This is a genomic window from Herbaspirillum sp. RV1423, from assembly GCF_000577615.1.
GTDB lineage: Bacteria > Pseudomonadota > Gammaproteobacteria > Burkholderiales > Burkholderiaceae_D > Herbaspirillum.
Map to the genome: position 1 here is coordinate 1 of NZ_CBXX010000010.1, position 17210 is coordinate 17210.

Consider the following 17210-nt stretch of genomic DNA (forward strand, 5'->3'; position numbering starts at 1 on the left):
CAATGCGCGGGTTCTCGGCGGTGGCGCGCATGGCGCGGCCCATCTTGGTCTTCTCGACAATCAGCACCAGACCGATCATGGCGGCCAGCGCCAGCATCAGCAGCATGATCTGCGTCGGCGAGATCAGCGCGCCGGCGATGTGCACCGGGTCGGAGGGCATGATTTGCGGGAATGGTACGGGGCTGCGGCCCCAGATCATCATGGCCAGCGTTTGCAGCAGGATCGATACGCCGATGGCGGTGATCAGCGGCGCCAGACGCGGCGCGTTGCGCAGCGGCCTGTACGCTACCCGTTCGATGATCATGCTGACGATCACGCATACCGGGATCGCGCCGAGGATGGCGATGATCAGCTTGACGATCCCCGGCAGCCCCGGCGCCACCGCCTGTACCAGCTTCAGGATGCTCAGCCCCGCCATCGCTCCGATCATCAGCACGTCGCCGTGCGCAAAGTTGATCAGGTTCAAAACCCCGTACACCATCGTGTAACCCAGGGCGATCAGCGCGTACATGCTCCCTAACACCAGGCCGTTGATGATTTGCTGGATGAATATGTCCATGAATGCGGCTTCCTAAATTTGTGTAACGAATAAACAAGATATGTCGCTGCAGGAAGTCCAAGCCTCTGCAATTGCATGCGAGCTTTAGAGCAAAAACTGTTCCTGATCGGGAAAAGGAAGAAAATGACCTGAAGCCGCGACGGATGTCGCTTTCAACGCGATGACACTATGAATGCAAACCAGAGGAATATGAGAAACGCGTCAAGATGGAGCGCGTATGGGCAAGGTGGGGCAGATTGTTGAAAATGCTCATGATCGGGGGCGTTCCTTCTTGGTCGAAAGGTATGACGGCAATCGAGAGGCGAGCATGCCCTTGTGGGGACTCGCCGGCTGGAGCGGGATTATACCTAAGCAGCCGAGGCAATACGAGAACGAGTGGACATGTCGGTCCGGCCTGGGCATGAGGACGATTACAGATACAAAAAAAGCGCGATGATGCGCACTTTTTTCTTCAAACTATTGCTGAACGGATATCGAAAAACTCAACCGTTGCTGACAGAGCGGCCGCTACCCAAACCCTTGGGCATCGGGAAAGTGACGCTCTCTTCAATACCGTCAAGAATGCGTACACTGCGTTTCGATCCTTCCTTGAGCCTGTCGATCACGGCCTGGACCAGTACTTCCGGTGCCGACGCACCGGCGGTGACGCCGATGCGTTGCTTGCCGACCAGCCAATCGGCATTGATCAGCTCGGCATTATCGACCATGTAGGCCGGGATGCCCTTTTTCTCGGCGACTTCGCGCAGGCGGTTGGAGTTGGAACTGTTAGGACTGCCGACCACGATGACGACATCGACTTGCGGCGCCATGAACTTGACCGCTTCCTGGCGGTTGGTGGTGGCGTAGCAGATGTCGCCTTTTTTCGGTTCGGCGATATTTGGGAATCTGTTTTTGAGCGCCGCAATGATGTCGCTCGTGTCGTCAACCGATAACGTGGTTTGCGACACATAGGCCAGCATCTCGGGATCGGCGACGTCGAGCTTCAATACATCGTCGACGGTTTCGACGAGGTACATGCCGGCTTCGGTCTGGCCCATGGTGCCTTCGACTTCAGGATGGCCTTCGTGGCCGATCATGATGATCTCGCGGCCTTCGCGGCGCATCTTGGCCACTTCCATATGCACCTTGGTCACCAGCGGGCAAGTGGCGTCGAACACGATCAAGCCGCGCTCCTGCGCTTCGGCCTGGACGGCCTTGGAAACGCCGTGCGCGGAAAAGATCACGGTATTCCCGGCCGGTACGTCGGCCAATTCTTCGATGAAAATCGCACCCTTGTTGCGCAGGTCGGCAACCACATAAGCATTGTGGACGATCTCATGGCGCACATAGATCGGAGCGCCGAATTGCTTCAGCGCACGCTCGACGATTTCAATGGCGCGGTCGACGCCAGCGCAAAAACCACGCGGCTGTGCCAATAAAATTTCAGATTCTTGCTTATCCATATCGAGTACCTTACAGAATCCCGATGATTTTTACTTCAAATCTGAGCGTTTGTCCGGCAAGCGGATGATTGAAATCGAATAGCGCGCCCTGCTCGTCGATCTCGCGCAGCACGCCGGCAAAGCGTCCGCCGCCCGGTGCGGCGAAATCGACGAGATCGCCGACGCGATACTCTTCATCCATGGAAGAATTTTCTTCCAGCGTGGTGCGCGAAATGCGCTGAATCAATTCCGGATTGCGCGGTCCAAACGCCTGCTCCGGCGCCAGATCGAAAGTCTGATGGGTCCCTTCCGGTAATCCCAGCAGACAGGCCTCAAGGAACGGCGCCAGTTGGCCTTGGCCGAATTGCAGCGTGGCAGGCTTTTCCTCGAAGGTGCTGACGATATTCTCGCCAGTCAGCGAGGCCAGGCGGTAGTGCAAGGTAAGGTAGGCGTTTTCGGTGACGACCGGGACGGATGCGTTGGACATGAACAATTTTCAGTAAGCGTGACAAATAAGCGGGTCACTTCAAGGTGACAGCCCATTATTGTAAGCCACGTTGCCTGACTCCGTAAGAACAACCCTGTATTTGTAAGGACTCTATGGCAATCACCGATTGGCCGGAAGACCAACGCCCGCGCGAGCGCCTGATCAAACAAGGAGCGCACGCCCTGTCTGACGCCGAATTGCTGGCCGTGTTCCTGCGCGTGGGCGTGGCAGGCAAAAGCGCTGTCGATCTGGGCCGCGAGATGGTCGGGCATTTCGGTTCGCTGCAGGCGCTGTTTTCGTCCCGGCTGGCGGATTTCGTCCGCATCAACGGCCTGGGGCCGGCCAAGTATGCTCAACTGCAAGCGGTGCTGGAACTGGCCCGACGCGCGCTCTCCGAGGAACTGAAAGCCGGCGCCTCGCTCAACTCGCCACAGGCGGTGAAGCACTACCTGCAATTGCTGTTTCACGGCAAGGCTTACGAGACCTTCGTGGTCCTGTTCCTAGACGTCAAGAACCGCCTGATCGAATCGGAAGAATTGTTTCGCGGCACGCTGACCCAGGCCAGCGTCTATCCGCGTGAAGTGGTCAAGGCAGCGCTGGCGCACAATGCCGCCAATGTCATCCTCGCGCACAACCATCCATCCGGCGAGGCAACCCCCAGCAGCGCCGACCGGCACCTGACGCAAACGCTGAAACAGGCGCTGGCGTTAGTGGACATCCACATTCTCGACCACATCATCGTGGCCGGGACGCAGACGCATTCATTTGCCGAGCATGGCCAGCTATGAAAAATAGCTGCCTCGATAGCACCCGCTGAATTGTTAAATAAAATTTAAAAACGAGACACAATTGTTTTTCGCAAGTCATTGAAAAATCAATGTTTTTTAGCTATACTCTCTTTTTTTCCAATTTCTGGAATTTTTAAGGAGCATTAACATGGCACGTGTCTGCCAAGTCACCGGGAAGGGGCCGATGGTCGGCAACAACGTTTCCCATGCAAACAACAAGACCAAGCGTCGCTTTTTGCCCAACCTGCAAAACCGTCGCATTTTCGTTGAGTCGGAAAACCGCTGGGTTTCCCTGCGCTTGTCCAACGCCGGCCTGCGCGTGATCGACAAAGTCGGCATTGATGCCGTTTTGGCCGACATGCGTGCTCGCGGCGAAAAAGTCTAACTAGCAGAGTAAAGGAAATCTATCATGGCTAAATCCGGCCGCGACAAAATCAAGCTGGAGTCGACCGCAGGTACAGGTCACTTCTACACCACGACAAAGAACAAGCGTACAACGCCTGAAAAGCTCTCGATCATGAAGTTCGATCCGAAGGTACGTAAGCACGTCGAATACAAAGAGACCAAGATCAAGTAGTTGATTTTTCTCTTGTCGGTAAAAAAGCCCCGCGATTTGCATCCGGGGCTTTTTTATTTCATGCTGTGATCAGCACCGAATTTGGCTGATCTACGCTGAGGCCCGCCACAGCGAGTTTCCCTAGGGATCAAGTGGATTCACCATACCCCGGTGCTTTCCGCAACCCGATCCGGTTTCCATCCGCTTGGCTCCCAGCCGACACCTGGAAACTGGCTCATTCCTCCTAGGAGTCAGCATGGCCAAAATCAAACTCACCAAGACCGCTATAGACGCGGCGCAACCCCAGGCGCAGTCCGTCGAACTGCGCGACACCCTGGTGCCCGGCTTCATGTGTAAGGTTACACCAGCAGGCCGCAAGGTGTTCATGCTCCAGTACCGGACCAATGCCGGGGAGCGGCGCAAGCCCGCCATCGGCCTGTACGGCGAGCTGACCGTCGAGCAAGCCCGCTCGCTGGCGCAGACCTGGCTGGCCGAGGTCCGCCGGGGCGGCGACCCCGGCGGCGACAAGGCCGAGGCGCGCAAGGCACCGACCGTCAAGGAACTGTGCGGACGCTTCATGTCGGACTACTCCAAGGTCCGCAACAAGCCGAGCACGCAAAAAGGCTACCAGGGCAACATCGACCGCAACATCATCCCCATTCTGGGCCGCATGAAGGTCCAGGACGTCAAGCGCCCGGACGTTGCGACGATGATGAAGAAGCTGGAACCCACGCCGATGGAGGCCAACCACACGCTCGCCGTCATGCGAAAGATGTTCAACATGGCCGAAATTTGGGGCTTGCGGACGGATGGCACGAACCCGTGCCGGCACATCCCCCAATACCCTCAAGGCAAGACCACCCGGCTCATCACCGACGAGGAAATGGGCAAGTTGTTCCGGCATCTGGACAAGGTGGAGGCCGAAGGCAGCGAGCCACCCATCGTCACGCTGGCCATCCGCCTGCAGTTCGAGTTCGCGGCACGCCGCTCCGAAATCCTATTGCTGGAGTGGACCTGGGTCGATCTGGAGAATCGGCGCGTGGCCTGGCCTGATAGCAAAACCGGCGGCATGTCCAAACCGATGAGCGAGGAAGCGCACCACCTGCTCTCGACAGTACCGAGGCACGAGGGCTCGCTCTATGTGCTGCCGTCGCTGCGCGATCCGCTCAAGCACATGACGAACGGGGAGCACTACAACGGCTGGAGCCGCATCCTGAAAGCTGCCGGCGTGCAGCACGTCGGCACACACGGTATCCGGCACCGTTCGGCCACCGACATCGCCAATTCGGGCATCCCGGTCAAGGTCGGTATGGTGCTGACCGCGCACAAGACGGTGGCGATGTTCATGCGCTACATCCACACCGAGGATGCGCCGGTGCGTCAGGCGGCCGAACTGGTGGCGAACCGACGCAAGACGGTGGTGGCGGGCACGATTGCCACACCAGTCTCTGTATCTTGACTGTCATTCGTTTATAGACGAAAATGGCAACCTACGAGATTGAGCACTACCTGAGTCCCGGTGAGCACAAGGACTTGTACATCGACTGGCTGAAGCGGTTACGCGACACGCAAGTCAAGGTTGCGGTGGTACGGCGCGTGACCCGCATCGAGCAAGGCAACTTCGGTGACCACAAGTTCTGTCGCGAGGGCGTGTGGGAACTGCGCATCGATGCGGGGCCGGGCTACCGGGTGTACTACGCCTTGTCGGGCCGGCGTGTGGTGTTGCTGCTGTGCGGCGGCGACAAGAGGACTCAGGACGCGGACATCGCCCGGGCGGTGGATTACTGGCAGGATTGGCAACGGAGAACAGATGATGAGAAGTAGACCCCATGACGATGCGATGGCTGAGTTGTACCGCAACGATCCCGCGTTCGCGCTGGAAGTGGTCAACGGCATTCTGGAAGACGGCGACCAGGCCGAACTACTGATCATGTTGCGCCAGATGGCCCAAGCCTTCGGTGGCGTTCAGGCGGTGGCCGAACAGGCGCACCTGAACCCGACGCAACTCTATCGCACGCTCTCGCCGAAGGGCAATCCGGCGCTCAACAGCTTGCTGGCAATCCTCAAGGCGATGGGGCTGCGGCTGGCGGTGCAGCCGTTGACTGCGCCCGCCGCGCCGGCGCATGCCACCTGAATGTGGCGTTGATGTCGGTCTGCGACATGACGGCCATGGAGATGACAACGCCTGATGGCGGCTTTGAATCAGTCCCTGGGCTGCGCGCCTAGCCAGCGCTCCATGACAAAAATAACCACCGTATGCGATGCGTGGACTGCCAGCCGGGCCTCGGATGCCACGATCTGCGGCGGCTCAATGCCGCGTCCATGCGCTGACCCGATGTGCGTCCGGTAAGCGCCAACGCCATCAACGATCGAGGCCAAGCCTTGCAAAATCCTTTTCTGATCGTCCTGCAAGGTATGGTCAATGTTGAGGCCAAGATGCTGCTGCACGACTTTCCAGAGTGGGCCAATTGTCTGCTTCGCTGGCATTTCCAGTCGATTTGTTTCGATATAGGTCTTGCACAGTGCTTCGATGATGGCGCTGGATGCCGTGATCGCCGCATGAGGGTCACGATCAATTTGTGAAATTGCGCGACCAAACTCCGACTCAATGGACGCGAAGTCCCTGGTCTTGAAATAGTCAGCGAGTGTCTTGGCGGCCGGACTCGATCCCGCCAACGTAATGAAGCCATTCGTCTGGTACGACAACTGGTTCTTGGCCAAATTAGCTCTGATGCGTTCTTGATCTGCGCCGACGTGGGGCGACAGATCGGATACTTCTTGATCCATGAATCGCTGAATGAGCTGACCGAGAACGTGCAGCGCATCGATGCTTGAATCGTCGTTGCAGCGCTTAAGCCAGGTACTGCACTTGGCTTCGAGGTTCCCTTCAGGTGGATCTCCTGGCGCACCGCTCTCCCTCAGAAGGGAATCCAGTTTGGAGTGGCTGTAGTAGGCCGCAGCAATGACCGGGGCAACTGCGCCGATGACCGAATTTGGAATCTTGTTGTTCAAGGTGTGCTCCCTCTGGATTGAGACGAAATACCTCCAGTTTCGCGCAATCCGGGCATCCCGGCGTGCCGCCGTCGGGCTCGCGGGCGTTGCCCCGCGCCTCGTGTCGAGTCGCGGCCGTGCGGCTTTGATCCCTGACGCCTCCAGCCGTCTCTGCGTTCCCGGCCTGCGCGCTGCGCTTGCCCTCCAAGGGGTCGGCTGTTCAGCCCATCCCCGCCGCACTCTGTTTGGCGCCCCTGACAGCCGCCGAACAGGCTGTGCCTGATCGGACTGCGCACCACGATGTGCTCACATCGATTTAGATGACGCAGCTATGTTGCTTTTTCTTTGGCGCTGCGTACCGATATGAACCTGAATGACGTGACCGAATGGCCGACACGATCGACAGACACAGCGACTGAGCACTCTGAACCCATGCCTGCGGTTCAACGGCCGAACCACCAAAACGTGCATGAAGCCTGTTACCATAACAACTGTTTATCTTGTTACTGGCAACAAGATATTTGCGGGGACAATATCACGATATGCTCAAGCTTACCCCACAACAAGTTGTGCAGGTTGCACAACTGTCGGACCAAACCCTTCGCCACTGGCGTCGGGTTCTGCCGCCGCTGGCCGGTTTGAACGGCTATACGCCGTGCTTTGCCCCAGGCGACGCACTGGCGCTTCTTGTCGTGCGTCATTTGGTCAAGGTTATGGGCATCAGTGTGGGAGCCTTGGCTTCTGCCTCCACGGGTCTTTTTGACCTTTGCCGCAATACCAGCTGGCCGCACCTGTCGGATCGGAGCCTTCTCATCCAAGTGGAGCTTGGTGCAGTGAACATCCTGACACGCGCACCTGATTTGGAGGAGCCCGCAATACTGGTTCCGATGCGCCCCTTTGCCGAGCAGCTTCAGGCTGCTTGGGCGAGCAGCTTTCCCCCCATCGATCAGCTCCCACTTCAATTCCCCGCGCCTGTCGTTTCGCGCCCAGCTCGGATGGCAGGCGCATGACTGAGTTGATGATCGAGCTTCGAGCTGAAAAAGCCGCGACTGCGCTATCCCCACCAGTGCTGGAAGGGGCTGGCACCGTCACTGCGGATTTGGGCCCAGTTTGGATTCTCGAAGAAGCGGCCGGCCATCTGCGTTCACAGGGCAAGAAGGGGGACGCACCACGAATGCAGCTCTATCGGCTCAACGGCGATGTACTTACCGCCGAGCACGAATTGGCCCTTGATGCAGATGCCAAGCGTGCCGATGTAGCCATGTCCCTTCTGGATCTCGCGAAAGCGCGCCGCGGCGTATTGGTCTGCAGCTATCGAACGGTCGCTACGGCACAACTCGTTGAACGCCTTGAGTCGGGCAATAGCGGGCTCCACTACGTCCTGGAGATTGATCCGACCCGCCGCGTCGCCTTTGCGCGCGCTCGTGACGGAGTTCGCTCCGCCCCGCCCAAAGAGCGAGTCGAGACGGCCAGCTGGCAGCCGGTCAGTCTAAGCAAGCCTGCCGGCGCCAGCGAGTGCTTTGCGACCAATCTCGGAAAAGCCTCGTTGGGAGACATTGAGGATCTAACTTGCTTTGCGCTGTCCATCGGCGGCATCAAGGGATACCAGCGCGGCGTTCTCGTTGGCATGACATCGTTGGAGCTGGATGACAAGCTGAAGAGACTTGCCCAACTACTCGCCTGGACTCGCTGGATTCGACTCGCAGTGCGAAAGGAAAAACGAACGCGAGCACAGCCTGCTTCAGGCCGCCTGCGCTCGAACGAAGCAGGAGAAGGCACCGCGTCTCTTGACATACTCGTACGCGCGAACCGGAGAATCGCGGCCGATCATGATGTGCGGGCAGCCGAGCAGCGCTCACTGCTTGCTGAGCGCCCGCCGCAATTGAAGCGCCGTCTCACAGCCGGCAAAAAAACTTTGAACGTCGTTGAGCTGTTCGCGGGTGCGGGTGGCATGGGTCTCGGGTTCCTCGGCGCGCGTGCTTCGGATGGCAGGGGCTACCGCATCGCAGGGTCGGCCGAGATACACCCCATCTACACGCAGACGATGAAGCAGAACCATGCCTACATGGAGAAGACCGGGTTGACGCCGGCCGGCACAACACCGTCCGAATATGCACCCATGGACCTTTGCTCAGACAAAGTTAGGGAGCGTTTGGGCGCGATGGCCAAAGGGCATGGCGATGTCGACGTGCTTATTGGAGGCCCGCCGTGCCAAGGTTTTTCGAGCGCGAACCGCAATAGCTGGTCGAGCTCCAATCCCAACAATAGGCTGGTGGACGCATTCTTGGACTGCGTCTCTCAAATGGCGCCCAAAGTTCTGCTGATGGAAAACGTCCAAGGAATATTGTGGACGCCGCGGGACGAGTCGGCTTCCGATTTAAGCGTCGCCGCACATGTGCTGGAGCGCTTGGCAGACATGGGCTATCTCGTATTTCCCAAGCTGCTGGACGCAGTTTGGTATGGCGCGCCGCAGAACCGCAATCGGTTTTTCCTTCTCGGCATTCACAAGGACGTGGGATACACGCCCGAAGAATTTGGACAATGGGGGCCATTCCCGCAGCCAAGCCATGGACCAGGCACAGGCAAAGCCTTCGTGACTGTTCGCGATGCTATTGCTGACCTCCCCAAGCTTGGGAACGGCGACGATCTTTCCGAGCGTCCGTACGAGCAGGACGCCGCACGCCTTCAGCAAAACCCCTTTCTTCGAGCCATGCGCGCCGGCGCGCCGAAGGGCATTATTTGGGACCACGTCACTTCCCGACACGCCGAATACGTCATCGACCGCTACAAGGGTATTGGCCAGGGACAGAACTGGCAGGCAGTACGCGAACTGATGACCAACTATGCCGACGTAGAGCGAACGCACAGCAACATCTACAGGCGACTTGCCTGGACCGAGCCGGCCATCACCATCGGCCACTATCGCAAGAGCATGATCATCCACCCGTCGCAGCACCGGGGGCTTTCTCTTCGCGAAGCTGCCCGGCTGCAGAGCTTCCCGGATTGGTTTCGTTTTGCCGGCTCGGCATCGGGCAGCCCCGGAGGGCTGATGCACAAGCAGCAGCAACTCGCCAATGCGGTCTGCCCAAGTGTGACAAAGGCCGTCGCAGAATTCATTCTCAATCTTTAGAGCAACAAAATTAAAGGGGGGCGCATGGCGCTGAGCAACGGAACAAACGATCAGATCGGCCAGCTGGCCGAACAAATCCTCGACTCTGTTCGCGCGGGAAGGACGCCCGAGGAAGCCGCTACGCGCCTATCGACACTCCTGCCCGCCAACTTGGTTGAACAAGCGTTGCTGCGCTACAGAGATGCCAGCCGTCGCGTTTGGACCATGAAGGAGCCGGGCAGCATTCACAAGAAGCACTTCGACCCCTGGTATCTTGGGCCAGACCCATCGGACAAACTGTGGCATTCCTATGCCAAACATCTGCACGACAAGGGATGGGACCCGGCCGCCATCAAAGACATTGATGACGCGTCGACGCGGGTTGTATCGTTGCTCGACCCGCCGGGGAAGGCGCAGATTCGGACGCGTGGGCTCGTACTCGGCCATGTGCAGAGCGGCAAGACCGCAAGCTTCACAGCCGTCATCGCAAAGGCCGCCGACGTAGGCTACCGGTTCATCATCGTGCTGTCGGGGATGAACAACGTCCTGCGCTATCAGACGCAGTTGCGCATCGACGAAGATTTGATTGCTGCCAACCTGGAGCATTGGATCACGGTCACCGACATTCAGGACGATTTCGCCGCAAAGACCAACGTCAACTCGTTCCTTACTGAAAAGCATTCGACGAAGGTGCTGGGCGTCGTGAAGAAGAACAGCGCCCGCCTCAAACGCCTTCACAAATGGCTCACTGGCGCACGGCCTGAAGTTCTGCGCGCATGTCCTGTGCTGATCATCGACGACGAAGCCGACCAGGCCAGTCCCAACTCGCATCCAAAGCCGGATGAGCGAACCAAGATCAATGAGCTGATCCTCAAGCTGCTGGCCGACCTCCCCAAGGCGGCGTACGTGGGCTACACCGCGACGCCGTTCGCAAATCTCTTCATCGATCCATCACTGCCGGAAGACCTTTACCCGAGCGACTTCATTGTCGACCTTCCCCGCGGCAAGGGTTATTTCGGCGCGGAACAAATCTTTGGCCGCGCACCGCTGGACGAGAACGAAGAGCCGGTAGACGGCCTGAACGTCATTCGGCTTGTACCAGATCAGGAAGCGCTGCAGCTGAGGCCGCCGAGCAGGGACGCTCGCTTCACGTTCACCCCGGAAATCACGCCCACGCTGCGCGAAGCGACGCTGTACTTCTGGATGGCCACGGCCGCCCGGCATACGCGCGGCCAGCGGGGCAAGCACGCCACGATGCTCATCCACACCACACAGTACGCAGTGGTCCACCGCAACGCCAAAACTGCAGTCGATGCGTTTCAGGCCGCTGTTCTAAAGCAGATTCAAAAGGGCGATGCCGCGTTGACCGCCGAACTGGAGGCGCTCTGGCTGCGGGAACAATCTGCCCTACCTTCGCAAGAATTGAACGAAAACCCGGTTGCGTTCAGCGACGTGATGACGAAGCTCGCCCAAGTCGTCAAGCGCACCGAATCGAAGGTGGAGAACGGCACCAGCCCAACGCTCGACCGGGTCGACTATCAACCGGACGCCGACGGAAACGGCCGCATCTACATCGTCATCGGCGGCAATGTGCTGTCGCGCGGATTGACCTTGGAGGGGCTGACCGTCAGCTTCTTTATCCGCTCTGCCTCGGCGTACGACACGCTCCTTCAAATGGGCCGCTGGTTTGGGTACAGGCCTGGCTACGCCGACCTTGCAAGAGTATGGATGACGAAGGAGCTACGCGACTACTTCTTCGATTTGGCCAGCGTCGAACGCGAAATCCGCCAGGACATCTCGCGCTACAAGCATGGAACCGTCACGCCGATGGAATTTGCCGTTCGGATTCGACAGCACCCCGCGCTCGCCATAACGGCCAAGTTGAAGATGCAGCACGCAGTGCAGGCCAAGATGGCTTTCAATGCCAGGGAAGTGCAGACGATCGTGTTCCGCCATGAAGATCTGGCTTGGCTTGACCGGAACCTTAAGGCCGCACGGGATCTTGTCGGCCGACTGCGCCAAGACGGGATGCAGCCCACCACCGTAGCCGACAAGCCGCACCGTCTGTTCCTGAACGTACCGTCGTCCCGTGTGCTTGAGTTCCTCGGTGAATACGAGATTGACCAGAGCAACAGTGAAATGCCGAAGGCTCTGCTGCGCAGCTACATTCAAGAGCAGAACCAGCGCGGCCACATTACAAGCTGGACGGTCGCAATTGTTACGCGCAAGCAGCCTATCGCTGAGCTTGGGACCATCGATCTCGGCTTTGACGACGAAGTGCCGCTCGTGAACCGCGCTCGATTCCTGCGTGAGCGGAATCCTCAGGTTGTCGACATCAAGGCGCTGATGTCGGAAACCGACGTCGCCATCGACGTGCCGCTGCAGTCTTCTGAGTTGCGCGGGCGGGACCGCGACCAGTTGCGAGACCTGAGGGACGGCGCGTCCCCGGATAAGGGACTTCTTTTGATCTATCCGATCGCAAAGAACTCCCAGCCTCGCAAAGACAGCAAGGAGCGTGCGCCGCTCGGAGCCGTGCAAAACGTCATTGGTCTCGCTTTGGCCTTCCCCGACGTGCCTCAGAACGACCTGACGCCGCAGAACTACATGACGGTAGAGCTTCCAGATTCCAGCATCGAGCAGATCGACATCGACGACCTCGAAGACATGGCAGAGACAGAGGAATGACAAGCAACAGCCAATGGAGTGCAGAAGACGGCTGGCGCCAGCTGGAATTGGCCTCGACAGTCCCAACGCAGGGCGAGTTTCGGGTATTCGACACCACACTGCATACTGTGCAGGGTGCGGTGCTCCTGGCGCTCGATGCATCGGGACTCCGTCATGTCCTCGTTCCCGTCGGCGACGACTTTCAGCCCGTCCACGATCGGCGCAGCGGCGGTGTTCATTTGACGACGCACCCGCTGGTCGATGCAGCCGGGCAGCGGCAGTTTCTTGACCTTGCCTGTCAAAAGCAGCATCTCAACGGCGTCTTTACGCACTTGGCCGACGAGGTGCTTGCCGCGCTTCGCGAAAACTCGGACAGGCCGTTCCAGACGTGCCGAGAGACTCTGCAGCGATGGCGCGAGCTGCTTGACCGCGAGATGCCAACCATCCTGTCCATGGAAGCGCTGTGCGGATTATTCGGCGAGCTCTGGCACCTTGCTCGCGTTGCAGAGATAGATCCTCTGGGGATCTCGGCCTGGCAGGGTCCACATGGCGCAAGGCACGACTTCACAGTCGCGGGCTGTGCTCTGGAGGTCAAGACAACGATCCGGCGCGACGAATGGAAGTTTCGCGTTCATGGCCTGAAGCAGTTGGAAAAGCCTGGCGATGCAGCGCTGTACCTGTGCGCGATGCGCTTGGAATTGAATGGCGCTTCTGGCACCACTGTCCCGGATATTCTTCAGCAGATACTGCAGGCCGGCGTCGATCGACGCGACCTGCTGGGCCGCCTTTCCCTGGCCGGATACGACATGCGCGACGAAGCCCACTACCGGCAGTTTCGTTTCGATGTCATCGACCTTCGAACGTACGAAGTGGCTGGATCGTTCCCCCGGTTGATCGAGCCGTCTTTCGAGCCTGAGGGCGTGCCTGCCGGCGTCTCCGACATCCACTACACCATTGATCTGGCAGCTTCGCCTACCCCGCCTCTTCAGGCAAACTTTCTAGGCCGCGTGCACGCCGGGCTTGCAGGAGTCCGCGATGCCGGCACCTCTGGACCTGCAGTCTGAACTGTTCTCCGCCACAGGCGGTGCGGCCGCTGAAGGAGTTTCAAACCAGCTGGGCCGGCCGCGTGCTGACCGCTTCAGCCTGCTGGTGCGCGAGGCTGTCCAGAACAGCTGGGATGCAAGGCTGGCTCCGGTCGGCGGCGTGCGGTTCCAGGTGGATGGCTACACGCTCGGCCAGAACGCGCGGCGGGCGCTGGCTGACCAGGTATTTGTGGATACACCATCCTCCGTGGGTATTCGCACCCGCCTCCTCACCGATGCCGACTTCGCGGTGCTCGCCATCAGCGACTTCGGCACGCGCGGGCTCAGCGGTCCCACGCGCGGAGACGTGGTTCCGCAACCCGGCGAATCGACCAACTTCGTCGATTTCATGCGCTACATCGGCCGACCACCGAACCGTGCATACGCGGGCGGAACCTACGGATTCGGAAAGGCTGCCTACTTCCTTGCCAGTTCCCTGAAGACCATCTGCGTCCATACGCGCTTCAGCACAGGGACGAGGGTGGAGCAGCGCTTCATGGCTGCCGCGCTGGGGTCTCAGTTCGAAACAGATGGTCCTTCTGGCCAGCGATTCACCGGCAGGCACTGGTGGGGCCGCATGGCGCAGGATGGAGTTGTCGACCCGATCATCGGCGCAGATGCCGATCAGTTCGCGCAGTTGCTCGGAGGCATCGGCCGCGCGCCGGACGCAACGGGCACCACCATCTATGTGCTTGCCCCTGACTTCCAAGAGGCACAGCCACAAGTCGTGCTGGCCGATATGGGTCGAGCTTTAATGGACTATTTCTGGCCAAAGCTGGTCGATGGCCCGGATCAAACCCCCTCCATGACATTCAGCGTGCGATGGCAGGGCACCGAGTTGCCGTTGCCGGAGGTTAGCGAACCAGAGCTGGCTTTGTTTGTGCAGGCTTTTGTCGCAGCGTCCGCCAAACAGCCTTCCGACAGAGCAAAGCTGGAAGCCATCGCTTCCCAGCGGCCCAAGAAGCTTCTTGGTCATGTCGCTCTTGTGCGCCAGCCGGCGGCCTTGATGAAAAGTGCGGCCTCCGCTGCGGAGCCTGAAGATGTCGACTCAAGCATGTACCAGCGCGCATTGCGACGGCCGCTGCACCACATTGCCGTCATGCGGGCACCGAACTTCGTTGTGAAATACGTGGAAGGGCCTTCAGTACCTTATGAGCTTGTCGAGTATGCCGGCGTGTTTCGGGTCGATGCCGAGGCAGATGCAGCATTTGCACGTGCGGAGCCGCCGACGCATGACGATTGGATTCCCGATCTTTTGCTCGATGCCGCCGAGAAAACCTACGTGCGGGTGGCCCAGCGCAAGCTGAAGGAGGTAGTCCAAGCATACGCCGCACCCCATGCAATCGAAGCGGCAGGCGGTGGCATGCACTCAGTAGCGGCCTTCTCGCGCCTTCTCGGCGGGCTCGTACCATCGTTGAATCCTGATGCCAACAGGCCGACTCGTCCGCCTTCCACTCCCCGCGGGGGTGAGGGCAAGCCTGGCGCCGGCGGACGAGCCGCCCCCGCTCCTCAGATTGCATTTGTCGATGAACCGACCACCGAACTGATTGACGGCGTCCCAGCCATGGTCGCCCGCTTTCAAGTATCCGGACAAGCTTCCCAGCCTGTCCAGGTTGTGGCGCTGTCCAAGGTAGTCATAGCCGATGGCTTCGAGAGTGATCCGCCTGAAGGGTCTGAGCAGCCACGGGTCTTGAAATGGGTAGCGCCGGACGGCCAGACAGTAGCGGCTGGCACCGCCAGTTGCGAGGTTCCTGTCGACACCGGCATATGGGCAGTTGTTGTAAGCATTCCCCCTGATGCCATGATCTCCGTTTCCCTCAAGGCAGAGCCCAAGGTGGGCCAGTGAAGACTGCAACCGCAGTTCCCTATAAGCGCGCGGCGTCGCACCGCCTCACGGCCAGTCAGTGGGAAGTTATTTCGACTGAGCCTCCCTCTCCCCTTCCGCCGATTCTGTCGGGACTTGACTACGGTTCGGTGCTGCGCATCCGCCGAGAGGTAATCGTCGACCTGTCAGGTCTGCGCGCCGACTGCGGTCTTGCAGCAGATGTTCCGCTTCTTGTGGCAGCGAGCTGGTCGAGCGCCGGCACGATGCTCCGGCGCAGCCTCGGCAGTGTCAACCTCTCCAGCGATGACGACGCATGCCTGGTGGAAATCGCGGGAGACATCTCTGGAGGCGACATCGCTGGAACGCTGCACATCGATACCAGCATTCTGGTAGCTCATGCGCAAGACAGCGGCGCGCCGCTGGCAGCGCGGCATGCGGGAGCCGTGCTGCTGCAGGAGCGCCAGACAGTCCAGCTAGACACATCCACTTCGTTCTTCCCGGTCGAGGTTGTCGACTTCAACACCGGCTTATGGGCCAATCCGGATGCCGGCTGGAGACTCTCCTGGAATACGTTTGCCCTGGAGCAGCCGTTCCTTGGATCAGTGCGCCTGCTCATCAACGCCGCTCATCCACGGATTGTGCATGCTGTTTCGGGAGAAGCGCCAACCGCAGAGGCTTCGGCCATTCGCTCTGCCATTTATTTCGATGTCGCCAGAGCACTGGTGCTGGGGGCGCTGGCGAGCGAGGATTTTGTTGAACGAGACGGCGACTACGCTGACGGCAGCTGCGGCAAGGTTGTCTATACGATGATCCAAATGCTGTTTCCTGGCGACGGCATCGGCGGCCTGGCAACTGCTGCCGGCCAACGGGCGGATCATTTCAACTCCGACCTGCAAGGCAGGCTCAGGGTCTTTTGGAACTGAACCATGACCCTCTTTCCTCAGCTACCCCATCACGTCGCGCTTCAGATTGCCGAGGCCGCATGCTCAGCATCCATCCAGTCGCTCGCGGAAGGAGCGGCAGCCCAACATCTCGCCTGCGAGTACACGCCCACCGGGGGGACGCGCGCAACCACAGCGGCTTTGGAAAAGCTGCGCAACGATCTCCTGCGATTAGCACTTGCTGCCGGCTATCCGAACGACCCAAGCCAGCAGCAGGCAGCGGACTTCGATGCCGAAGCTGCTGTTGTACTCGCACAGCAGATGCCAATTGCGCCTGCGGAAGCCGCAAAGGGCGGGGTCTGGGAGTTCATTTCCTGCGTGCTCCTGCCAGATATCATCCGCTGGCGTTTTGGTGGAGCCGCTGGCGCCACCTCGATTGAGCGTTTTGTTTCGGGGCGCCGCAATGTTTATCAGCGCCTCTGGTGGCGTGCCTATCATCTGGCGCCGCGAACGGGCGATGGTCTCCGGCTTTCCCAGCTTCTGCAGTCGCTTGGAGAGGACGAGCTTGTCCAGTTGATGGAGCGCCCGTCGCTCGCCGGCATAGAAGGTCTGCCGGGTGCAATAGCTACGGGACTTTTGGCTGCATCGAAGCAGTATTCCGACCTGACGCGGCGCCAGTTGATCCGTGAGGCGCAGAAGCGGTTTCTCCGTCTCTCGTCTTTCCTGTCATTGGAGTCGATCGCCCCTGAAGAGGTTGATCGACACGTTGAAAGCATCTTTGATCAGGTTGCGGCCTCGCTTCCTCGCGCGCAGTCCACACCAGCGCCCTCTTCCAACCATGGCTGAC

General features: G+C 59.5%; 16 protein-coding genes and 1 pseudogene. 13 read left to right on the top strand and 4 right to left on the bottom strand.

Features of this window, described 5'->3' with window-relative positions:
* The 3 genes and pseudogenes from RV1423_RS11825 to RV1423_RS11840 form a co-directional block, all read right to left on the bottom strand.
* Window positions 1-559 (bottom strand): annotated as a pseudogene (locus tag RV1423_RS11825) (branched-chain amino acid ABC transporter permease); the annotation flags it as partial.
* Between the two features lie 482 nt (window positions 560-1041).
* Window positions 1042-2001 (bottom strand): 4-hydroxy-3-methylbut-2-enyl diphosphate reductase, encoded by a 960-nt coding sequence (gene ispH, locus RV1423_RS11835; RefSeq protein ID WP_034296758.1) that lies wholly within the window; start codon window positions 1999-2001, stop codon window positions 1042-1044.
* A 10-nt stretch (window positions 2002-2011) separates the two neighbouring features.
* The gene (locus tag RV1423_RS11840; RefSeq protein ID WP_034296759.1) at window positions 2012-2467 is read right to left on the bottom strand and encodes a peptidylprolyl isomerase; all 456 of its coding nucleotides are present in this window, start codon (window positions 2465-2467) and stop codon (window positions 2012-2014) included.
* Between the two features lie 113 nt (window positions 2468-2580).
* Between RV1423_RS11840 and radC the strand changes: the two genes are divergently transcribed.
* The 6 genes from radC (at window position 2581) to RV1423_RS11870 (ending at window position 5945) form a co-directional block, all read left to right on the top strand.
* The gene (gene radC / locus RV1423_RS11845) at window positions 2581-3255 is read left to right on the top strand and encodes a DNA repair protein RadC (RefSeq protein ID WP_034296761.1); all 675 of its coding nucleotides are present in this window, start codon (window positions 2581-2583) and stop codon (window positions 3253-3255) included.
* A gap of 148 nt (window positions 3256-3403) precedes the next feature.
* Window positions 3404-3640 carry a 50S ribosomal protein L28 gene (rpmB, locus tag RV1423_RS11850; protein WP_007877026.1) on the top strand — a complete coding sequence of 79 codons (237 nt, stop codon included), beginning with the start codon at window positions 3404-3406 and terminating at the stop codon, window positions 3638-3640.
* Window positions 3641-3664: 24 nt separating this feature from the next.
* Window positions 3665-3832, top strand: a complete 168-nt coding sequence (gene rpmG, locus RV1423_RS11855) for a 50S ribosomal protein L33 (RefSeq protein WP_034296763.1) — start codon at window positions 3665-3667, stop codon at window positions 3830-3832.
* A gap of 235 nt (window positions 3833-4067) precedes the next feature.
* Window positions 4068-5270: a site-specific integrase gene (locus RV1423_RS11860; protein ID WP_034296764.1), complete on the top strand. Its 1203-nt coding sequence runs from the start codon at window positions 4068-4070 to the stop codon at window positions 5268-5270.
* 23 nt (window positions 5271-5293) lie between these two features.
* Complete coding sequence (locus tag RV1423_RS11865; protein WP_034296765.1) at window positions 5294-5635, top strand: type II toxin-antitoxin system RelE/ParE family toxin; 342 nt, start codon at window positions 5294-5296, stop codon at window positions 5633-5635.
* A complete protein-coding gene (locus tag RV1423_RS11870) occupies window positions 5625-5945 on the top strand; it encodes a DNA-binding protein (protein ID WP_034296767.1) in 321 nt (106 codons plus the stop codon). Before RV1423_RS11865 ends, RV1423_RS11870 begins: the two co-directional genes overlap by 11 nt.
* A 68-nt stretch (window positions 5946-6013) precedes the next feature.
* On the opposite strand, the gene RV1423_RS11875 is transcribed toward RV1423_RS11870, so the two are convergent.
* Window positions 6014-6823 (bottom strand): abortive infection family protein, encoded by an 810-nt coding sequence (locus RV1423_RS11875; RefSeq protein ID WP_034296768.1) that lies wholly within the window; start codon window positions 6821-6823, stop codon window positions 6014-6016.
* 521 nt (window positions 6824-7344) lie between these two features.
* Here RV1423_RS11875 and RV1423_RS11880 point away from each other — a divergent pair.
* Genes RV1423_RS11880 through RV1423_RS28535 form a run of 7 tightly spaced genes read left to right on the top strand, consistent with a single transcriptional unit; the run spans window position 7345 to window position 17209 of the window.
* A complete protein-coding gene (locus tag RV1423_RS11880) occupies window positions 7345-7812 on the top strand; it encodes a hypothetical protein (RefSeq protein ID WP_034296770.1) in 468 nt (155 codons plus the stop codon).
* Window positions 7809-9932 carry a DNA cytosine methyltransferase gene (locus RV1423_RS28530; RefSeq protein ID WP_051516646.1) on the top strand — a complete coding sequence of 708 codons (2124 nt, stop codon included), beginning with the start codon at window positions 7809-7811 and terminating at the stop codon, window positions 9930-9932. The genes RV1423_RS11880 and RV1423_RS28530 overlap by 4 nt, the downstream gene beginning before the upstream one ends.
* A gap of 24 nt (window positions 9933-9956) precedes the next feature.
* Window positions 9957-12596, top strand: a complete 2640-nt coding sequence (locus RV1423_RS11890; RefSeq protein ID WP_051516647.1) for a Z1 domain-containing protein — start codon at window positions 9957-9959, stop codon at window positions 12594-12596.
* Window positions 12593-13639 (top strand): PD-(D/E)XK motif protein, encoded by a 1047-nt coding sequence (locus RV1423_RS11895; RefSeq protein WP_034296773.1) that lies wholly within the window; start codon window positions 12593-12595, stop codon window positions 13637-13639. Before RV1423_RS11890 ends, RV1423_RS11895 begins: the two co-directional genes overlap by 4 nt.
* Entirely contained in the window at window positions 13611-15503 is a 1893-nt protein-coding gene (locus RV1423_RS11900; protein WP_034296775.1) for a hypothetical protein, read from the top strand. Before RV1423_RS11895 ends, RV1423_RS11900 begins: the two co-directional genes overlap by 29 nt.
* Window positions 15500-16405, top strand: coding sequence for a hypothetical protein (locus RV1423_RS11905; RefSeq protein ID WP_155835093.1), 906 nt, complete (start codon window positions 15500-15502; stop codon window positions 16403-16405). Before RV1423_RS11900 ends, RV1423_RS11905 begins: the two co-directional genes overlap by 4 nt.
* A gap of 3 nt (window positions 16406-16408) precedes the next feature.
* Window positions 16409-17209, top strand: coding sequence for a hypothetical protein (locus RV1423_RS28535; RefSeq protein WP_051516648.1), 801 nt, complete (start codon window positions 16409-16411; stop codon window positions 17207-17209).
* The last annotated feature ends 1 nt before the right edge of the window (window position 17210 follow it).

Coding starts and splice junctions, on each gene's coding strand:
- ispH (WP_034296758.1), bottom strand. CDS start 2,001: ATGGATAAGCAAGAATCTGAAATTTTATTGGCACAGCCGCGTGGTTTT.
- RV1423_RS11840 (WP_034296759.1), bottom strand. CDS start 2,467: ATGTCCAACGCATCCGTCCCGGTCGTCACCGAAAACGCCTACCTTACC.
- radC (WP_034296761.1), top strand. CDS start 2,581: ATGGCAATCACCGATTGGCCGGAAGACCAACGCCCGCGCGAGCGCCTG.
- rpmB (WP_007877026.1), top strand. CDS start 3,404: ATGGCACGTGTCTGCCAAGTCACCGGGAAGGGGCCGATGGTCGGCAAC.
- rpmG (WP_034296763.1), top strand. CDS start 3,665: ATGGCTAAATCCGGCCGCGACAAAATCAAGCTGGAGTCGACCGCAGGT.
- RV1423_RS11860 (WP_034296764.1), top strand. CDS start 4,068: ATGGCCAAAATCAAACTCACCAAGACCGCTATAGACGCGGCGCAACCC.
- RV1423_RS11865 (WP_034296765.1), top strand. CDS start 5,294: ATGGCAACCTACGAGATTGAGCACTACCTGAGTCCCGGTGAGCACAAG.
- RV1423_RS11870 (WP_034296767.1), top strand. CDS start 5,625: ATGAGAAGTAGACCCCATGACGATGCGATGGCTGAGTTGTACCGCAAC.
- RV1423_RS11880 (WP_034296770.1), top strand. CDS start 7,345: ATGCTCAAGCTTACCCCACAACAAGTTGTGCAGGTTGCACAACTGTCG.
- RV1423_RS28530 (WP_051516646.1), top strand. CDS start 7,809: ATGACTGAGTTGATGATCGAGCTTCGAGCTGAAAAAGCCGCGACTGCG.
- RV1423_RS11890 (WP_051516647.1), top strand. CDS start 9,957: ATGGCGCTGAGCAACGGAACAAACGATCAGATCGGCCAGCTGGCCGAA.
- RV1423_RS11895 (WP_034296773.1), top strand. CDS start 12,593: ATGACAAGCAACAGCCAATGGAGTGCAGAAGACGGCTGGCGCCAGCTG.
- RV1423_RS11900 (WP_034296775.1), top strand. CDS start 13,611: ATGCCGGCACCTCTGGACCTGCAGTCTGAACTGTTCTCCGCCACAGGC.
- RV1423_RS28535 (WP_051516648.1), top strand. CDS start 16,409: ATGACCCTCTTTCCTCAGCTACCCCATCACGTCGCGCTTCAGATTGCC.